The sequence below is a fragment of the Vibrio proteolyticus NBRC 13287 genome, from assembly GCF_000467125.1.
In the GTDB taxonomy this organism is placed as follows: domain Bacteria; phylum Pseudomonadota; class Gammaproteobacteria; order Enterobacterales; family Vibrionaceae; genus Vibrio; species Vibrio proteolyticus.
This window is the reverse complement of sequence record NZ_BATJ01000003.1, coordinates 157,128-171,081: the sequence shown is the minus strand read 5'-3', so window position 1 is coordinate 171,081 and position 13,954 is coordinate 157,128. Positions and strand designations below refer to the sequence as shown.

Here is a 13,954-nt window from a genome sequence, read left to right as displayed (position 1 = left end):
CAATGAAACTGGATGCGATGAAAGATCAGGCGCAGATGAACGCCGTGCTCTATCACGATAACAACGCACTAACCAATATCAAACACAGTCGCGACCACAAAGCGGCTCTGGAAACGGTGGCGGGTCAGTTTGAAGCCATGTTTTTACAGATGGTGCTGCGCCAGATGCGCAGTTCCAGCGATGTGCTGGCGGACAAAGACAGCCCGTTCTCCAGCCAACAGCACGGGGTGTTCCGCGACATGTACGATGGCCAGCTGGCCATCGAAATGGCGAAAAAACAACAGTCTGGCATTGCTGACATGTTGGTGAAGCAACTGAGTCCATCGATGGCAGAAGCGCAGTTCGACACTCGTGTTGCAGCACCGGCGAACGATGAACCACCACATAATGAAGTGGAAGCAAGCTCACGTTTGGATGAGCATGAACAGAGTGAGCTGACTCAACTGATTAACTCCAGCGCTGAAGCGGTCGCCTCTGTTAAGCAACTGCTGCAACAAGTGAGCGTGACCAGCGCGTTTACCCAGCCGCTGATCCGAAAAATGGAGTTGTAAATGAACATCGTCAATATCGCCTTATCAGGCCTTAACGCCAACCGTGTCGCGCTGGATGTGACGGCACAAAACGTAGCCAACATCAATACTCCGGGATACAGCCGTCAGCAAGCACTGATGGCCTCGGTTACCGGCGCACGTTTCGATAAGCTGGATGCCGGTATGGGGGTCGAGGTCACCAGCATCCGTCGGGTCACCGATGAGTTTCTGATCAAGCAGACCTGGGCAACCGGCAGCGCGTCGTCTTACGCGTCCCGTTACACTTCCAACTTCAGCCAGTTGGAGAACACTCTGGGGGCGGACGGTTTTAGTCTGTCTGCGGGTCTGGATACTCTGTACGCGGCGTTGCATGACGCCACGGTGAAACCTGAGTCGATTCCCTTTCGTCAGCAGATCATCAATGAAGCAGAAGCGCTGGCGCGCCGTTTCAATACGCTGACCGAATCGATGCACAATCAGCATCGGGATCTGAGTGAACAGCGCGTGGCTGCGCTGTCGCACGCCAACAGCCTGATGGCCAACATTGCTGATGCGAACAAGCAAATCGTTGAACTCAAAGGCACAGGCGGTAACCCTGCTCAGTTGCTGGACACCCGAGATTTGTTGATTGGTCAGTTGTCGCAAGTGCTGGAAGTCAAAACCACCGCTCAGGCGGACGGTAGCCTGCAAGTTTCGCTGTCCTCTGGTCAGCCGCTGGTCATGGGCGGGGAATACGGGCAACTGACCGCGCAGCCTGACCCCAGCGACGCTTACATGGCGGATCTGCAGGTGGCCTTTGGCAATCAGACTTTCGCCATCAATGGCTCGGTCGGTGGTGAGCTGGGCGCAATGAACGATTACCAAAAAGAAGTGCTCAAGCCTTACCAGGTCTCCATTGATGAAATGGCCGCTGCGTTGGCAGATGAATTCAACGCGGTGCTGGCCACAGGTACGGATCTCAACGGCAACGTCGGTGCGCCGCTATTCAGCTATGACCCGGCTCATCCGGCGACCAGCCTCAACATCACCGAACTGGAGCCCGAGCAACTGGCTTTGTCAGGTGATGGCGCTCCGGGGAACAGTGACGTGTTGACGGCGCTGATTGCGCTTAGCAATAAGCCAGTCGCGATCAGTGGCTTTGGCTCGCTGACATTGAACGATGCATTCACCTCCATGGTTGGTGAAACGGCGATCAAAGCGCGTCAGGCCAGTTCTGATTACCAGGCCAAAAATGCCATGAATCAACAGGCGATAGCAGCACGCAACAACGTCAGTGCGGTGAACAGCGACGAAGAGGCGGCCAACCTGATGACCTTTGCCAATGCTCACAACGCCAACATGAAAGTGATCAGCACCGCGAACCAACTGTTCGACTCTGTGCTGCAACTGTTCTGATAAGCAGGAAAAACCTATGAGAATCAGTGATACTCAATTCAGTCAAATGATGCTGCAGAGTCTGCAGATCAACAATGCCGGTCTGGGGCAGGTACTCCAGCAAATGTCGACCGGTGATCGCCTGACCAAGTTGTCGGATGATCCGATGTCATCGATCAAACTGCTCAACCTTGACCGGGAAAACAGTGCGATTGGCCAATATAAAGATAACATCGCCAACGTAAAAACAACGCTGTCGAGCCAGGAAGTGTATCTGGATTCCGTCAGCGAAAGCTTGAAAAGTATGCGTGAACTGGTGTTGTGGGGAGCGAACGGCACGCTCACCGAAGAAGACCGTTCGGGTATGATTATTGAGCTGCAAAGTCTGCGTGACTCGGTGATGTCCTCTTTCAATGCTCAGGACGAAGAAGGCCACTTTTTGTTTTCGGGCACAAAATCCGATATACCCGCAGTATCTAACGGTGGCGGCAGCTATGTGATCGATGGGAATGCCGACAAGCGTGTGGTGACAGTCGCCAAAGGCGTCACGATGGAATCCAATATGACGGCCAAGGAAATCCTTGAACTGGGCGGTGGCGCCAACGTACTCAACCAGATTGATGTACTGGTAGCCGAATTTCAGGCACCGAGTCCAAATTTCCAGACCGAAGTTGCAAACACTCTGGATGCGATTGATGGTACGTTGGCGAATACGTTGACTGCGATGACAGAAATCGGCGGCCGCCACAACAACCTCGATCTGATGGATGGGGCGCATGCTGAAAATAAGCTGTTTGTCGATAAAGTCACCAGCGATTTATCGGCGTTGGATTACGCCGAAGCGTCGGTTCGTCTGAGCAATTACATGGCCGCTTTGCAGGCGACGCAGGCGAGCTACGTAAAAATCAACGATCTCAATCTATTTGACCGCATTTAAGGGCAAGGAACACAGATATGGCAATGAGTACCGTCGAGGTCCGTCCGCATAGTATCAGACTCACCGGACAGGAGCAGGCTTCAATTGCGCCGTCGCGCTCTGCGGACGACAGTACAGCGATTACCCAGCGCTATATAAAACCACAGACGGTGACCACGGCACCGTCGTATTCGATGTCGGGCGTGCTGGTGACCAAAGGCCAGCAGAACGCAACAGCGGTGCAGATTGCCAGCCGCTCACTGCAGTACGTTGGTAAAGAGCTGACGACCATCAAACGCAGTCTGACGCAAGCGATGAACCAGGGCGCTCACAACACGCCGAACCTGAAAGAGAATCTCAGTCGTGCCAAGCACAATATTGAGCAGGTGTTGGACCAGTCTCGTTTTGATGGCAAACGCGTGGTGGACAATGAGCTGAGGCTTAAGCTGGATCAGGCGGATCTACGCCGCTTCTCTATCCCTGGCCTGAATGTGCATCGCCTAAGTGATCGCAGCGAGCAGATTCGTCTCGATTTTCCGCAGGGCAAGTCGGTGATGATTCAGTTTGATGGCCAGGCGGACAGTCAGCGGACCATCAAAATGCTTGACCGCAGCCTGATCCCAATGGGCATGCGCGCGTCACTGGCGCAAGATGGCACCATCGTATTTGAAGCGTCGGAAAAATCGTATCAGCAGATGCAGAAAAAAGTGCTGGTCACGGGGCAAGGGCACCGTTTTCCTGCCGGGCAGGCCAACGCGCTGAATCTGAAATCCGAGCCGGATGGCATCGCTGAATTGAGCTTTGATCTGAGTACTCGCGAAGGCGTTAAGCAGGGCATCGCCAAAGTTAATCAGCATTTGCGCCAGGTGCAGACCGGGCTGGAACAGGCCAGAGATTTCCACTCAGAACTCACGGCTAATATGCAGACGCTGCGTCAGCAGACGCCTGTGATTTCCAACCGCGAAGTCAATCAGAAACTGGACGAACTGCACGCTTCAGCGGGTCAGTTCACTGCCACCTTCAAGGCATTGAATGCGCAGGCCAATGTCAAGCGTCACACCGTTGTTGCGTTGTTGAAATAGTACAATGTAGGCCAGTGTTCGTCGGACTGAATGACGGCTTAGCGCACCAACAAAAAGCACCCATTGTGACTGACAATGGGTGCTTTTTTATTGCTCCTCAAAACTCTTGTAACACTCCACTAAGTAATCAATTAGAGCTCTGACCGCGGGCAACTGTCCTCTGCGGGAAGGGTAAACGGCATGGATGATTTCTGCAGGCGCCGTCCAGTCGGGAAGTAACGAAATCAAAGTATTGTCGCGCAGTTGTTCGGTCACCATCAGCGTTGGTAGCTGTACCACACCAACGCTCGCTAGCGCCGCATTTCTCAATGCCACCATATCCGTGGTGATCAAGCGGGGCTTATAGGCGATTTCCATGTTGCGGCCTTCGGGAGATTGCCAGTGCCACACGAACTGATGTTGAGCTTGGCCAACGCCCAAGCTGGGCCAGTTGGCCAAGTCACTCAATTGGTCTGGCGCGCCGTATTGACGGACTAAGGCTGGGCTGGCAACGAGGCGCAAGCTGCGCCTGGCCAATACCCTCATCACCAGTTCACTGTTCTCAATGGGCTCTGGCCGGACTCGAATGGCGACATCAATGCCTTCTGAGATCACATCCACACGGCGATTGGCTGCTTCCAGTACGATATTAACCTCTGGGTATTTCATCATGAAGTCGGCCAGCATGCAGCCAACATGGGCATGTAATAACGCAATAGGGCAAGTTAGCCGGATTGTCCCTCTTGGCTCAGATTTGAGTGAGTCGATGGCATTTTGAGCCGATTCGGCTTCGATCAACATCGCTTTACAGTGCTGGAAATATGTTTGTCCCACTTCCGTGAGGTGAAAGCTGCGGGTAGAGCGATAAATCAATTTGGTCTCTAAGCGTTCCTCCAGTCCGGCGACTCGTCGGCTTAGTTTGGATTTTGGGATTCCCAATGCCCGGCTTGCCGGGGCAAAGCCACCGTATTCACAAGCCTGAACAAAGTAATACAGATCGTTGAGATCTTGCATTTTATTGTCCTATATATGGAACACTGATTCGCATTTTAGCAGTCTACCGGATTATTGTGCCAAATGTATTATCTGTATAGGCGTTGTACATGGAATAGGCCATCAACGCTGTTGTGAATATCGTCAACCAAAAAGCATCGCAGCGGATAGGAAATGGCTTTCTTACTGAGAGGCAGAAATCCTGTTTATTGTATATAAGGCAAACTATCACGCAGCGATGCCATCGGCGAAGACGGTATGTTTGCTGTGCAATCGATGAGGCAGGAACTGACATTATCCAGGTGATTGCAGACCTTAGATATGGTCGTTTAGGTGCGTGTCAATTCTGGCCCAAAATAGCGAAAACTTTATAGTTAAGGAGTCGAATATGGGCTTTAAATACAACCGTTTGGATAAAAACAATGCAGCGGTATTGTTAGTTGATCATCAGGCCGGTTTGTTATCGCTGGTACGGGATATTGAGCCTGATAAGTTTAAAAATAATGTATTGGCTCTGGCCGATATGGCTAAGTACTTCAATCTGCCCACCATTTTAACGACCAGTTTTGAGACTGGTCCAAACGGACCATTGGTTCCCGAACTGAAAGAGATGTTTCCTGATGCGCCTTATATTGCTCGTCCGGGACAAATCAATGCGTGGGACAACGAGGAGTTTGTTTCTGCTGTCAAAGCAACCGGTAAGAAGCAGCTGATTGTTGCCGGTGTGGTCACCGAGGTATGTGTCGCGTTCCCTGTGCTATCGGCTTTGGAAGAAGGGTATGAAGTCTTTGTGATCGCAGATGCGTCCGGCACATTCAATCCGATGACTCGTGACGCGTCTTGGGAGCGCATGTCTCAGGCGGGGGCTCAGATGATGACTTGGTTTGGCGCCGCTTGTGAGCTTCACAGAGACTGGCGCAACGATATTGAAGGCTTGGGCACGTTGTTCTCAAACCATATCCCGGATTATCGCAATCTTATTACAAGCTACACAACACTGGCTGGTAACTAAACACAGTGCTGGAAAGTCAGCTATTTTTAGGGGGAGTGATCCCCTTTTTGCGTTAACGGAAAACGATGATGAGTAACCTGAATCAAGAGCTTGAACTGCCTTGCGGCGTGTCTGATGGTTGTGATGCGGTAAAAAAAATATTAACGCCCAAAGACAAAGATCTGGGTGGATTTTGCGTTCGTAGAACGATTCCGACCAAAGGATGCAGAAGCATTGGACCTTGGGTTTTCTTTGATCACATGGGGCCTGCAACCTTTGCGCCCGGACAGGGCGTTGATGTCAGACCTCACCCTCATATCGGTTTAGCCACGGTCACTTATTTGTTTGAAGGGGAGATGCTCCACCGTGACTCGCTGGGCACTGAAGCTCGGGTTCTTCCCGGTGACATTAATCTGATGGTGGCCGGTGATGGCATTGTGCACTCGGAGCGGCAACGACCGGAAATCAAAACCGCCAATAACACCTTGAACGGACTTCAGCTTTGGCTGGCTTTACCCAAAGAACAAGAGCAAACGACGCCGGCGTTTTATCACTATGATCAGGCACAGCTTCCCTTCATCCTGAATGACGGTGTGTCCATCAGGATCCTGATTGGTTCGGCTTATGGACGCACTTCGCCCGTCATGACGTACTCGCCAACACTCTATATCGAAGCGAGCATTGAGGCGGGAAGAACACTGGTGCTACCCGATGTGCCAGAACGAGGGGTGTACGTGGTTAGTGGTCATGTTCGTTTCAAGGATACGGAGCTGGAGGCGCACTCGATGGCCATTTTGGATGGCTCCTCTGGCGTGGAAGTCATGGCAACCCAAGACAGTGTGATTGCACTGGTTGGCGGCGAGGCCATAGGACCCCGTTACATGGAGTGGAATTTTGTTGCTACAGATAAGGCGCTGATTGACAGAGCAAAAGAGAATTGGAAAGCCGGTCATTTTGCCACGGTGCCTGGTGATGAAGATGAGTTTATTCCGTTTCCAGACTAGACGGTTTTGTCGGCCATCAGCCATCAATAATATGTGGCTACAGGTACTTATCTGAATGGTTGTGTTCGACAACCAAAAGCTTTGCCACCCGGTTCAAGCCTGTCACTTGAAGACCGGGTTTTGGCGTGTCCGTCTGGTGAATAAAAGGGAGAGAAAAAGGTGTGTTAAAACCAGAACGAAGAGATGACAGGGCGTATTGAGGCGCATTCTTTGTCTGCTGAACAGACGGTGTGAATGCCTGTCACTAAATCAGAAAGAAAAAGTACAGGAAGAAGGTAAACGCCAACAAGGTGGCTGAAAGGGTTGGGTAGATAATGTAGGAGTCCCGCTTACTGGTGCGTTGAAAGCACAGCGAGGACAACAGCACGTTGTACAGAACCAGTAAGGTGCTGATACCAGTGCCGGCTCTGAGGGTCAGGTTTGCTAACTGGCTGAGAAACAGCGTCAGCAGGCAGTAATCAATCACGATTAGCCAGAGTAAGGCTTTCTGTAACCCATCTTTTTTTGGTGCGTCGCCAGAGTGTTGATACATAACTTGCTCGGATCTTCCATTAGTAACGAACAGGGTTGGGAGATTCACCGCCCTGTAGACAGGGCGGTAAAGGAAAGTCAGAGTCTCTGCTTAGAGATTCTGCAGGGTTTCCTCTGATTGCTCAGAGAGTATAGGATAGTTGATCGTCTCTTGACGAATAACTGGTTGATTAAACTGCGCCTTTTCCCTGGCTTTGAGTAACTCGCTGTCAGACTGCTGGCCAAACAAGGTTTCCAGAACCTCGGCTGCAGGCGTGGTCAGCACAAACAGTTCAATCCGGCGGTTTTCGCTCGCATCCGGCTCAGTTTCGTTGATCAGAGCACGGTCAGACATCCCCGCAACCTGCAAAACACGTTCTTCCGGCATGCCGCCTGAGACCAGCGTCTGCCGGGCAGCATTTGCACGGGAGGCGGAGAGTTCCCAGTTGGAGCGATTGCTGAAATGTTTTTTGAAGCGCGTGGAGTCGGTATGGCCACTGATGATCAGTGGGTTACTGACTCGCTTGAACACTGGCGCCAGCGCCAGCAACAGGTCTTCAAAAAACGGGGTCAGCTCAGCGCCGCCACGACGAAACATGTTCTGTTTGTAGTCGTCCTGAAGCACAATGCGCAGGCCTTGCGGTGTCACAGTGACGTTGACGTTACCCTGAGCATTGATCTGACGCACCATCTCTTCCACAACTTTCGCCAGTACCGCCAGGCGCTCCTGTGTATCGAAGTTGCCCGGGATCAGCGAGTCCGACTCCGGTCCGTCACCATCACCACGGAAAAACGAGGTGACGGTGTGGTTTGAATCATGACGGCTGGGTACAGAAGACTCAGCCGCCAGATCAATCGGAGAGATACTTTGCGAGGTATCAAAGGGATTGCCATAGCTCTTGTCGAACACGCTGGAGCTGTGCAGGTGAGCGACGATCGCTTTACGCTCTTCTTTGTCCACCACCTGCATGACCCACAGCACAAGAAACAAGGCCATCAGCGCAATCATAAAATCGGCAAATGCGACTTTCCATGCGCCACCGTGAAGTTCATCGTGCGACTCTGATTTGCTGCGTTTGAACACCACATGTTCTTGTTTTTGCATTATCCCTCCTGTTCAGCCAGCCATTTCTCCATTTGGTTAAAGGTGGGTTTGATGTCTAGCTGAATATGTTTACGGCCCGCGTCAATTGCCAGCAGCGTTGGTTTTTTCGCGACGTAGGCAACCAGGGTTGCACGCACGCATTCAAACGCTGTCATGTTGCGCTTAACGCGCTGGGCCATAGCGTTACTTGCCGGATCCAGACAGCAGTAACACCCAAAAATCCCGATAAAGGTTCCCACGAGAGCAGCGGCAACGTGATAGCCAATCATGGCAATCGACCCATCAATCGCCTGCATGGTGATGATGATGCCACCCACTGCGGCCAGAATACCGAAGCCAGGCAGAGCCTCTGCTGTGCGCTGCATCGAGCGTGATGGCAGCAGCAGATCGGTCTGAATGGCGTCGATTTCCTGTTCCAGCAGTCCCTCTAATTCATGAGGCGACATTTGGCCCATAGCCATTAAACGCAAATTATCGGTAATAAAAGAGATCAGGCGGTGATCCGAGGCGATGTTCGGGTAAGCGAGGAAAATCGAGCTCTGTTCCGGTGTCTCAATGTGGCTGTCGAGTGATTTGAAGCCCTGGTTGCGTGCGGTTTCCAAGAGAATCTTCAGCACGGCCATCAGCTCCATGTAATACTCCTGTTCATCTTTCGGCTGAGTGATGATCATTTTCACCTGACGGCGCATCTCCTTGAGCACCTGAGGTGGGTTACCGATGATCAACGAACCGAGCGCGGCACCGCCGATGATCAGCAGTTCCGCGGGCTGCCAGATCGCGGCCAGGCTGCCGCCTGCCCAGACGTAGCCGCCAAAGACACATATCAAGACTGTAATTGCACCAAAAAACTTTTGCATCAGTGACTCCTAACTGGACAAGTATTGGTTAAGTTGTTTCAGCGCCTGCTTGTGCAACTGACAGATGCGCGGTGGCGTCAGCTCCAGAACCAGGGCGATTTCATGTAGGTTAAGTTCGTGCTGGTAAAACAGCGTCAGCAGCAGTTGGTCGCGCTTTGGTAGCCTGGTCAGCGCCTGATCGAGACTGCGACGGATTTGCTCGTGAGCCATGCCGTCATAGTGGCTGTCAATATGGCTTTCGACGCCGTTCTCAATCAATTGATCCAGGCTTTGCATTTCACCAGCCAGTGACGCATTCAGACGCGAGTAGTAGTCTCGGACGTCGGTACCGAGTGCTTTGATGATCTCCGCATCGGTGGGCTGACGTCCGAGTTTACGGGTCAGATCCCGGGTCACGTCGTTGAGTTCGTGGGCCTGCTGACGGGTTTTACGAGAACGCCAGTCCAGGCGACGCAACTCATCCAGAATGGCGCCACGAATACGGCATACCGCAAATGCAGGGAAGTTGGCGTCGTCAATGTTGCCATACCGACGTCCCGCTTCGAGCAGGCCAATCAGTCCGATTTGCTGCATGTCTTCCACGCCGCAATGCGTGTTGGCGTGGGCACGCAGTTGATTCACCACGCGCTTAACCAGGATCTGATGCTTTTGTAACAGGCGATTTTCATCGATAGGCACCGACGGTGAAGCGATCTCCTCCGTGGCGTTGTAGCCTTCCTGTAAGTTCATATCCAACATAGAGGTGCTCCTTTACTGCACCACGTATTTGGTGAGCAGCACGTCATCGATGTCGCGAACAATGTCTGTTTTGGCGAAGGCCATCAGCAGAGTCTGTTTCACTTCATTTTGCAAATCGTCGATCGCGCCTTCACGCTGCAGATCGTCGAAGGATTTATCAGCAAACAGCTTGAGCAGCGAGTTGCGGACGACCGGCATGTAGTCATCAATGTCCTTGATGCGTTCCGGACGACGGGTTTCGACCGCCACTTCCAACATCACGAAGTGCGATTGTTTCTTACCTTTGACACTCAGGACAATTTTATCCAGTGCGTGAAAACTTGGCGTGTTGACGGGCTTAGGTTCTTCCGTCAGGAACGACAGGGAGGAGCCTTCAAAAAAGTCAGCGGAATCGTCCTGGTTGGCTTTTTTCAGATACCAGACACCACCCACGAGGGTAATGGCCGATACGAGGGCGCTGGTGACGATCATTGCGATGAAAGCGGCAATCAATTGTTGTTTGGTCATGACCTTATCCTCGTTATCAATCAGGCTTGGGTGTTCAGCCAGTGGTCAGAAGTAAATGTGTGAGAGTTGTTTTCACGCAGATCGCGCGCGGCAAATATGGTGGCCTGCTCGTCTGTTGGTGAATAGGGACTGGCTTGATCGTCTTGATCCGAACCGACATTAACGTCGACATGGACAAAGTTCTGGTCCTGCAATTCGGCGCGCAGACGCTCGGAAACCTGCATCAGCGCTTCGCGGGTAGCACTGGCATTCGCGTTAATGTGAACACTGAGGCGATCGCCTTCCACCCGCACCAGCAGATCGAGTTTGCCCAGCTCTGGCGGGTCCAGGCGGATTTTGGCTTCTTGCAGGTTCTGTTGCGCTTGCAAAGAGACTCTGTCGTGCAACACCTGCATCATCTGCTCGCCCCAGCGTCCGGCCTGAGTATCAATACGCATGCTGGCCCATTCTGCGGTCTGAGGGGTGCTGGTTGCTGAGGCTGCGGTTGTGGCCGCGCTTTGCAGGGTGTGAGATTGAGCCGATGCGGCACCGGCCATTAGTGGTTGCGCCAATGGCTGAGACGAACCATACGACAACACATCATTGCTCAGTGACGTCAGTTTGACTTGGCTGGGCAGCTCGCTCACGGAGGCCGCTGTCTGGGTGTGGCTCTGGCGCAGCTCACTTGTCTGCGCTGTGACCGCCGTGTCTGCACGATGTTGATTCACCGCCGCGTGCTCGCCGTGGATCTTCATCTGGCCGAGACGTTCGTTGGCTGGTGCACTGGAGTGAAGCGGATTCCGTTCTGGAGTCGCAGCACTGGTCAGCCCGCTGAGCAGCAGCGTCAGAATGTCCTGTTGCGTGTCATCTTGCTGCGATTCGCCTGTTGAGTGCTCACCGTTTTGCGTGAACGACAATGCGGGATCCATCGCTGTCGATGGTTGGCCGAGACGAAATGCGCCGCTTGCTGGTGTCGATTCGCCGAACACTCGCGCTTCATGCACTTTGCCCGTTTCACCGCCCGCTGATTTCACCGCAGATGAGGCTAGGGTTGAGGTAGTGATCATGCGGTTACTCCATCGTCATCGCCAGTTGATATGCCATGGCACGCTCTTGCTGAGCGTTAACCTTGTTCATCTCCTGACGCAGTTCGCCAGTGGCCTTTTCCAAGGCGTCGAATGCCTCCTGATGAATGGCCTTAGCACGGGCAATTTCCGGTGCCAGTTGAGGATCGCTCAAATACGCTTTATGACTGGTCAGCAATTCGCGCAACTGTAAGTCGTAGCGCTTCAGGGCATGCCAGTCCTCGGTTTTGGTCGCAATTTGCATCAGCTTTGACAGATGACGAAATCGCTCGGGAGAGACTTTATGCGTGCTTGCCAAAACTTACCCATCCTTCTCGAATATTCGCCATTACTTTTTCTACATTGGCCAGTTTGTCGACGTCGTTCTGGACGCTGGCCTGGTAGAGCTCAATCTGGCAAAAGTCATACAACTGATGCAGATTCTGTGCGATTTCACCGCCGTTCTCTTCGTCCAGCGCACTGTCGAGACCGATCAGTATGTTCATGCATTTATTGATGCTGGTGCCTTTCTCGGCCAGACGAGCCGCGGCGATATGGCCGCGGGTTCGTTCGATTTCGTCAAGCAGGCCATCAATCAGCATCACCACTAACTGGTGAGGGTTAGCGGCGGCGGCCTGGGCATCCAGATCCACCTGCTGATATGAGTCGTAGCCGGAATCCATTAGCATAAGTACTTCTCCTGAATAGACTTACCCAAACATCGACATGGTTTGGTTCATCTGTGTCATTAGGGTGTTCATTTGAGTGAATTGTTTGAGATAGCGGTCGTACGCCATGTCGTATTTGCGTTCCAGGTTGGCTTGCTTGTCGTCGATGCGGCTGATGTTTTGTTTCAGGGCATCTTTGCGAGAAGAGAACAGGCCAGATGAAAACTTAAGGAACGGCTCCACCATGTCATCAATGGAATCAAGCAGGTTACCGTCGCCGTTAAACATCGCCTCCAGCGCGGCGCCATTGTTGGATTGCGCTGCCTCAAACTTCTTCGCGTCCAGTTTCATTTTGCCGTTACGATCGATGCTGATGCCGGCTTCGCTCAGACGCATGCCGTTGTATTCACCACGTACCAAACTGGTCAGTTGGCTTTCGATCGAACGCAAAGTCGGGTCGCTCGCCAGAACGCCACGCGCTTTGTCTTCGCCACCGATGGAGGTGTACTCATCGATGGTCGACATCAGCGTGTTATAGGCGTCGACGAATTTGTTGACCTGCTCTTTGGTCGCTTCGTTATCGGCACCAATGGTCATGCCGATTGGGCTCTCGCCAGCCGTTTGCGCTTTGTTGACCGTGACATCCACCCCGTCAATCACACCCTTGAACGTGTTACTGGCGTTAGTCAGTTTCAGACCCGTGTCTTTCGCGCCCAGCCAGATGACAGCATCCTGAGGTGCGCTGATTTCATTGAGGTTGGTGAAGGCATCTTCAAACCAAGTGGCTCCCGTTCCTGAGGCAGACACGTTGATTTGGTTCTCGACACCGGTTTCTGTGCTGGACAACATGAAGTGGGTTTGGCCATTTGAGCGCACCAGCGTGGCGTTTACACCCGGGTTGTTGCTGTCGTTGTTGATGGTCGAAATCAGATCCGCCATGGTGGCTTTACCATCGCCGTCGCTATCGACCGTGGACAGATCCAGCGTCATGCTCTCACCGTTGATGGTGAACTCCAGCGTTCCTGTGGTCGGGATTTCGGTTGTGGCATCCAAGTCAGCCGGCATACTGGTTGAGACCTGGTGCGCGGTCGCGATCTGCTCTACGAAGATCTGGTAGTTGCCGACCAGAGCTTTCGCGTCAACGTTCGCCGACAAATACCCATCCTGAGACAAGGTGGCGGTATTTTTGATGATGCTGCTGGTACTGCTGTTCATTGCATCGACGGCAGAGCGGAAGTCGCGCAGTGCGCTTTCCACTTTACCCAGCGCGGTCAACTGCGACTGGTATTTGTCCGCCTGCATCTGGTAACGCTTCTGGAATGGTTGAACGTCATACGTGGCCAGTTGGGTGGCCATGTTAATTGGATCGAATGAACTCATCGGGTTGCTCCCTGTAACTCAGACTGATGACCCATCATCAGGCCGATTCATCAATCGTTAGTAATTGAATTGCTAAATCGCAAGATGTGTGCCAGTAATTAAAGTCTTTAAATTCAATGTATTAAGTTGTTTTTGTGTCGAAAGCGGAAGTGCTGCTTCCTAATGGGCAATTCCGCTTTTTCCTGAAAGGGCTGAACAACTTTCCTCTATAAGTAGGGCGACCGGAATGGACATAGAATTAAGCTGGGCCGCCGGGGCTGAGAGGGAAGCACAGGTA

General features: G+C 52.5%; 16 protein-coding genes. 6 read left to right on the top strand and 10 right to left on the bottom strand.

Features of this window, described 5'->3' with window-relative positions; all coding sequences use genetic code 11:
• The first annotated feature begins 2 nt into the window (after positions 1-2).
• Genes VPR01S_RS05060 through VPR01S_RS05045 form a run of 4 tightly spaced genes read left to right on the top strand, consistent with a single transcriptional unit; the run spans position 3 to position 3,902 of the window.
• Positions 3-551 carry a rod-binding protein gene (locus VPR01S_RS05060; RefSeq protein WP_021704235.1) on the top strand — a complete coding sequence of 183 codons (549 nt, stop codon included), beginning with the start codon at positions 3-5 and terminating at the stop codon, positions 549-551.
• A complete protein-coding gene (gene flgK, locus VPR01S_RS05055; protein WP_021704234.1) occupies positions 552-1,925 on the top strand; it encodes a flagellar hook-associated protein FlgK in 1,374 nt (457 codons plus the stop codon). It abuts the gene before it with no gap.
• A gap of 16 nt (positions 1,926-1,941) precedes the next feature.
• Positions 1,942-2,841, top strand: coding sequence for a flagellar hook-associated protein FlgL (gene flgL / locus VPR01S_RS05050; protein ID WP_021704233.1), 900 nt, complete (start codon positions 1,942-1,944; stop codon positions 2,839-2,841).
• A 17-nt stretch (positions 2,842-2,858) separates the two neighbouring features.
• A complete protein-coding gene (locus tag VPR01S_RS05045; protein ID WP_021704232.1) occupies positions 2,859-3,902 on the top strand; it encodes a hypothetical protein in 1,044 nt (347 codons plus the stop codon).
• An 87-nt stretch (positions 3,903-3,989) separates the two neighbouring features.
• Here the strand turns inward: VPR01S_RS05045 and VPR01S_RS05040 are convergent, their stop codons facing one another.
• Positions 3,990-4,895, bottom strand: coding sequence for a LysR family transcriptional regulator (locus VPR01S_RS05040; protein WP_021704231.1), 906 nt, complete (start codon positions 4,893-4,895; stop codon positions 3,990-3,992).
• 367 nt (positions 4,896-5,262) lie between these two features.
• Between VPR01S_RS05040 and ycaC the strand changes: the two genes are divergently transcribed.
• On the top strand, positions 5,263-5,886 hold the full coding sequence (gene ycaC, locus VPR01S_RS05035; protein WP_021704230.1) for an isochorismate family cysteine hydrolase YcaC: 624 nt from the start codon (positions 5,263-5,265) through the stop codon (positions 5,884-5,886).
• Between the two features lie 68 nt (positions 5,887-5,954).
• Entirely contained in the window at positions 5,955-6,869 is a 915-nt protein-coding gene (locus tag VPR01S_RS05030) for a pirin family protein (protein WP_040902273.1), read from the top strand.
• A 244-nt stretch (positions 6,870-7,113) separates the two neighbouring features.
• On the opposite strand, the gene VPR01S_RS05025 is transcribed toward VPR01S_RS05030, so the two are convergent.
• The 9 genes from VPR01S_RS05025 to fliD form a co-directional block, all read right to left on the bottom strand.
• Entirely contained in the window at positions 7,114-7,401 is a 288-nt protein-coding gene (locus VPR01S_RS05025) for a hypothetical protein (protein WP_021704228.1), read from the bottom strand.
• Between the two features lie 90 nt (positions 7,402-7,491).
• Positions 7,492-8,484, bottom strand: a complete 993-nt coding sequence (locus VPR01S_RS05020) for a flagellar motor protein MotB (RefSeq protein ID WP_021704227.1) — start codon at positions 8,482-8,484, stop codon at positions 7,492-7,494.
• Positions 8,484-9,341: a flagellar motor stator protein MotA gene (motA, locus tag VPR01S_RS05015; RefSeq protein ID WP_021704226.1), complete on the bottom strand. Its 858-nt coding sequence runs from the start codon at positions 9,339-9,341 to the stop codon at positions 8,484-8,486. The genes VPR01S_RS05020 and motA overlap by 1 nt, the downstream gene beginning before the upstream one ends.
• Positions 9,342-9,350: 9 nt before the next feature.
• Complete coding sequence (locus tag VPR01S_RS05010; RefSeq protein WP_021704225.1) at positions 9,351-10,079, bottom strand: FliA/WhiG family RNA polymerase sigma factor; 729 nt, start codon at positions 10,077-10,079, stop codon at positions 9,351-9,353.
• A gap of 12 nt (positions 10,080-10,091) precedes the next feature.
• Positions 10,092-10,586, bottom strand: a complete 495-nt coding sequence (locus VPR01S_RS05005; RefSeq protein WP_021704224.1) for a flagellar basal body-associated FliL family protein — start codon at positions 10,584-10,586, stop codon at positions 10,092-10,094.
• Between the two features lie 20 nt (positions 10,587-10,606).
• Complete coding sequence (locus tag VPR01S_RS05000; protein WP_021704223.1) at positions 10,607-11,632, bottom strand: flagellar hook-length control protein FliK; 1,026 nt, start codon at positions 11,630-11,632, stop codon at positions 10,607-10,609.
• A gap of 4 nt (positions 11,633-11,636) precedes the next feature.
• Complete coding sequence (locus VPR01S_RS04995) at positions 11,637-11,948, bottom strand: hypothetical protein (protein ID WP_021704222.1); 312 nt, start codon at positions 11,946-11,948, stop codon at positions 11,637-11,639.
• On the bottom strand, positions 11,932-12,318 hold the full coding sequence (gene fliS, locus VPR01S_RS04990; RefSeq protein ID WP_021704221.1) for a flagellar export chaperone FliS: 387 nt from the start codon (positions 12,316-12,318) through the stop codon (positions 11,932-11,934). The genes VPR01S_RS04995 and fliS overlap by 17 nt, the downstream gene beginning before the upstream one ends.
• A gap of 21 nt (positions 12,319-12,339) precedes the next feature.
• A complete protein-coding gene (gene fliD, locus VPR01S_RS04985) occupies positions 12,340-13,677 on the bottom strand; it encodes a flagellar filament capping protein FliD (protein WP_021704220.1) in 1,338 nt (445 codons plus the stop codon).
• Between the last annotated feature and the right edge of the window lie 277 nt (positions 13,678-13,954).

What these genes read in the sequence shown, in the direction of transcription:
- VPR01S_RS05060 (WP_021704235.1), top strand. Translation starts at nt 3, where the DNA reads ATGAAACTGGATGCGATGAAAGATCAGGCGCAGATGAACGCCGTGCTC.
- flgK (WP_021704234.1), top strand. Translation starts at nt 552, where the DNA reads ATGAACATCGTCAATATCGCCTTATCAGGCCTTAACGCCAACCGTGTC.
- flgL (WP_021704233.1), top strand. Translation starts at nt 1,942, where the DNA reads ATGAGAATCAGTGATACTCAATTCAGTCAAATGATGCTGCAGAGTCTG.
- VPR01S_RS05045 (WP_021704232.1), top strand. Translation starts at nt 2,859, where the DNA reads ATGGCAATGAGTACCGTCGAGGTCCGTCCGCATAGTATCAGACTCACC.
- VPR01S_RS05040 (WP_021704231.1), bottom strand. Translation starts at nt 4,895, where the DNA reads ATGCAAGATCTCAACGATCTGTATTACTTTGTTCAGGCTTGTGAATAC.
- ycaC (WP_021704230.1), top strand. Translation starts at nt 5,263, where the DNA reads ATGGGCTTTAAATACAACCGTTTGGATAAAAACAATGCAGCGGTATTG.
- VPR01S_RS05030 (WP_040902273.1), top strand. Translation starts at nt 5,955, where the DNA reads ATGAGTAACCTGAATCAAGAGCTTGAACTGCCTTGCGGCGTGTCTGAT.
- VPR01S_RS05025 (WP_021704228.1), bottom strand. Translation starts at nt 7,401, where the DNA reads ATGTATCAACACTCTGGCGACGCACCAAAAAAAGATGGGTTACAGAAA.
- VPR01S_RS05020 (WP_021704227.1), bottom strand. Translation starts at nt 8,484, where the DNA reads ATGCAAAAACAAGAACATGTGGTGTTCAAACGCAGCAAATCAGAGTCG.
- motA (WP_021704226.1), bottom strand. Translation starts at nt 9,341, where the DNA reads ATGCAAAAGTTTTTTGGTGCAATTACAGTCTTGATATGTGTCTTTGGC.
- VPR01S_RS05010 (WP_021704225.1), bottom strand. Translation starts at nt 10,079, where the DNA reads ATGTTGGATATGAACTTACAGGAAGGCTACAACGCCACGGAGGAGATC.
- VPR01S_RS05005 (WP_021704224.1), bottom strand. Translation starts at nt 10,586, where the DNA reads ATGACCAAACAACAATTGATTGCCGCTTTCATCGCAATGATCGTCACC.
- VPR01S_RS05000 (WP_021704223.1), bottom strand. Translation starts at nt 11,632, where the DNA reads ATGATCACTACCTCAACCCTAGCCTCATCTGCGGTGAAATCAGCGGGC.
- fliS (WP_021704221.1), bottom strand. Translation starts at nt 12,318, where the DNA reads ATGCTAATGGATTCCGGCTACGACTCATATCAGCAGGTGGATCTGGAT.
- fliD (WP_021704220.1), bottom strand. Translation starts at nt 13,677, where the DNA reads ATGAGTTCATTCGATCCAATTAACATGGCCACCCAACTGGCCACGTAT.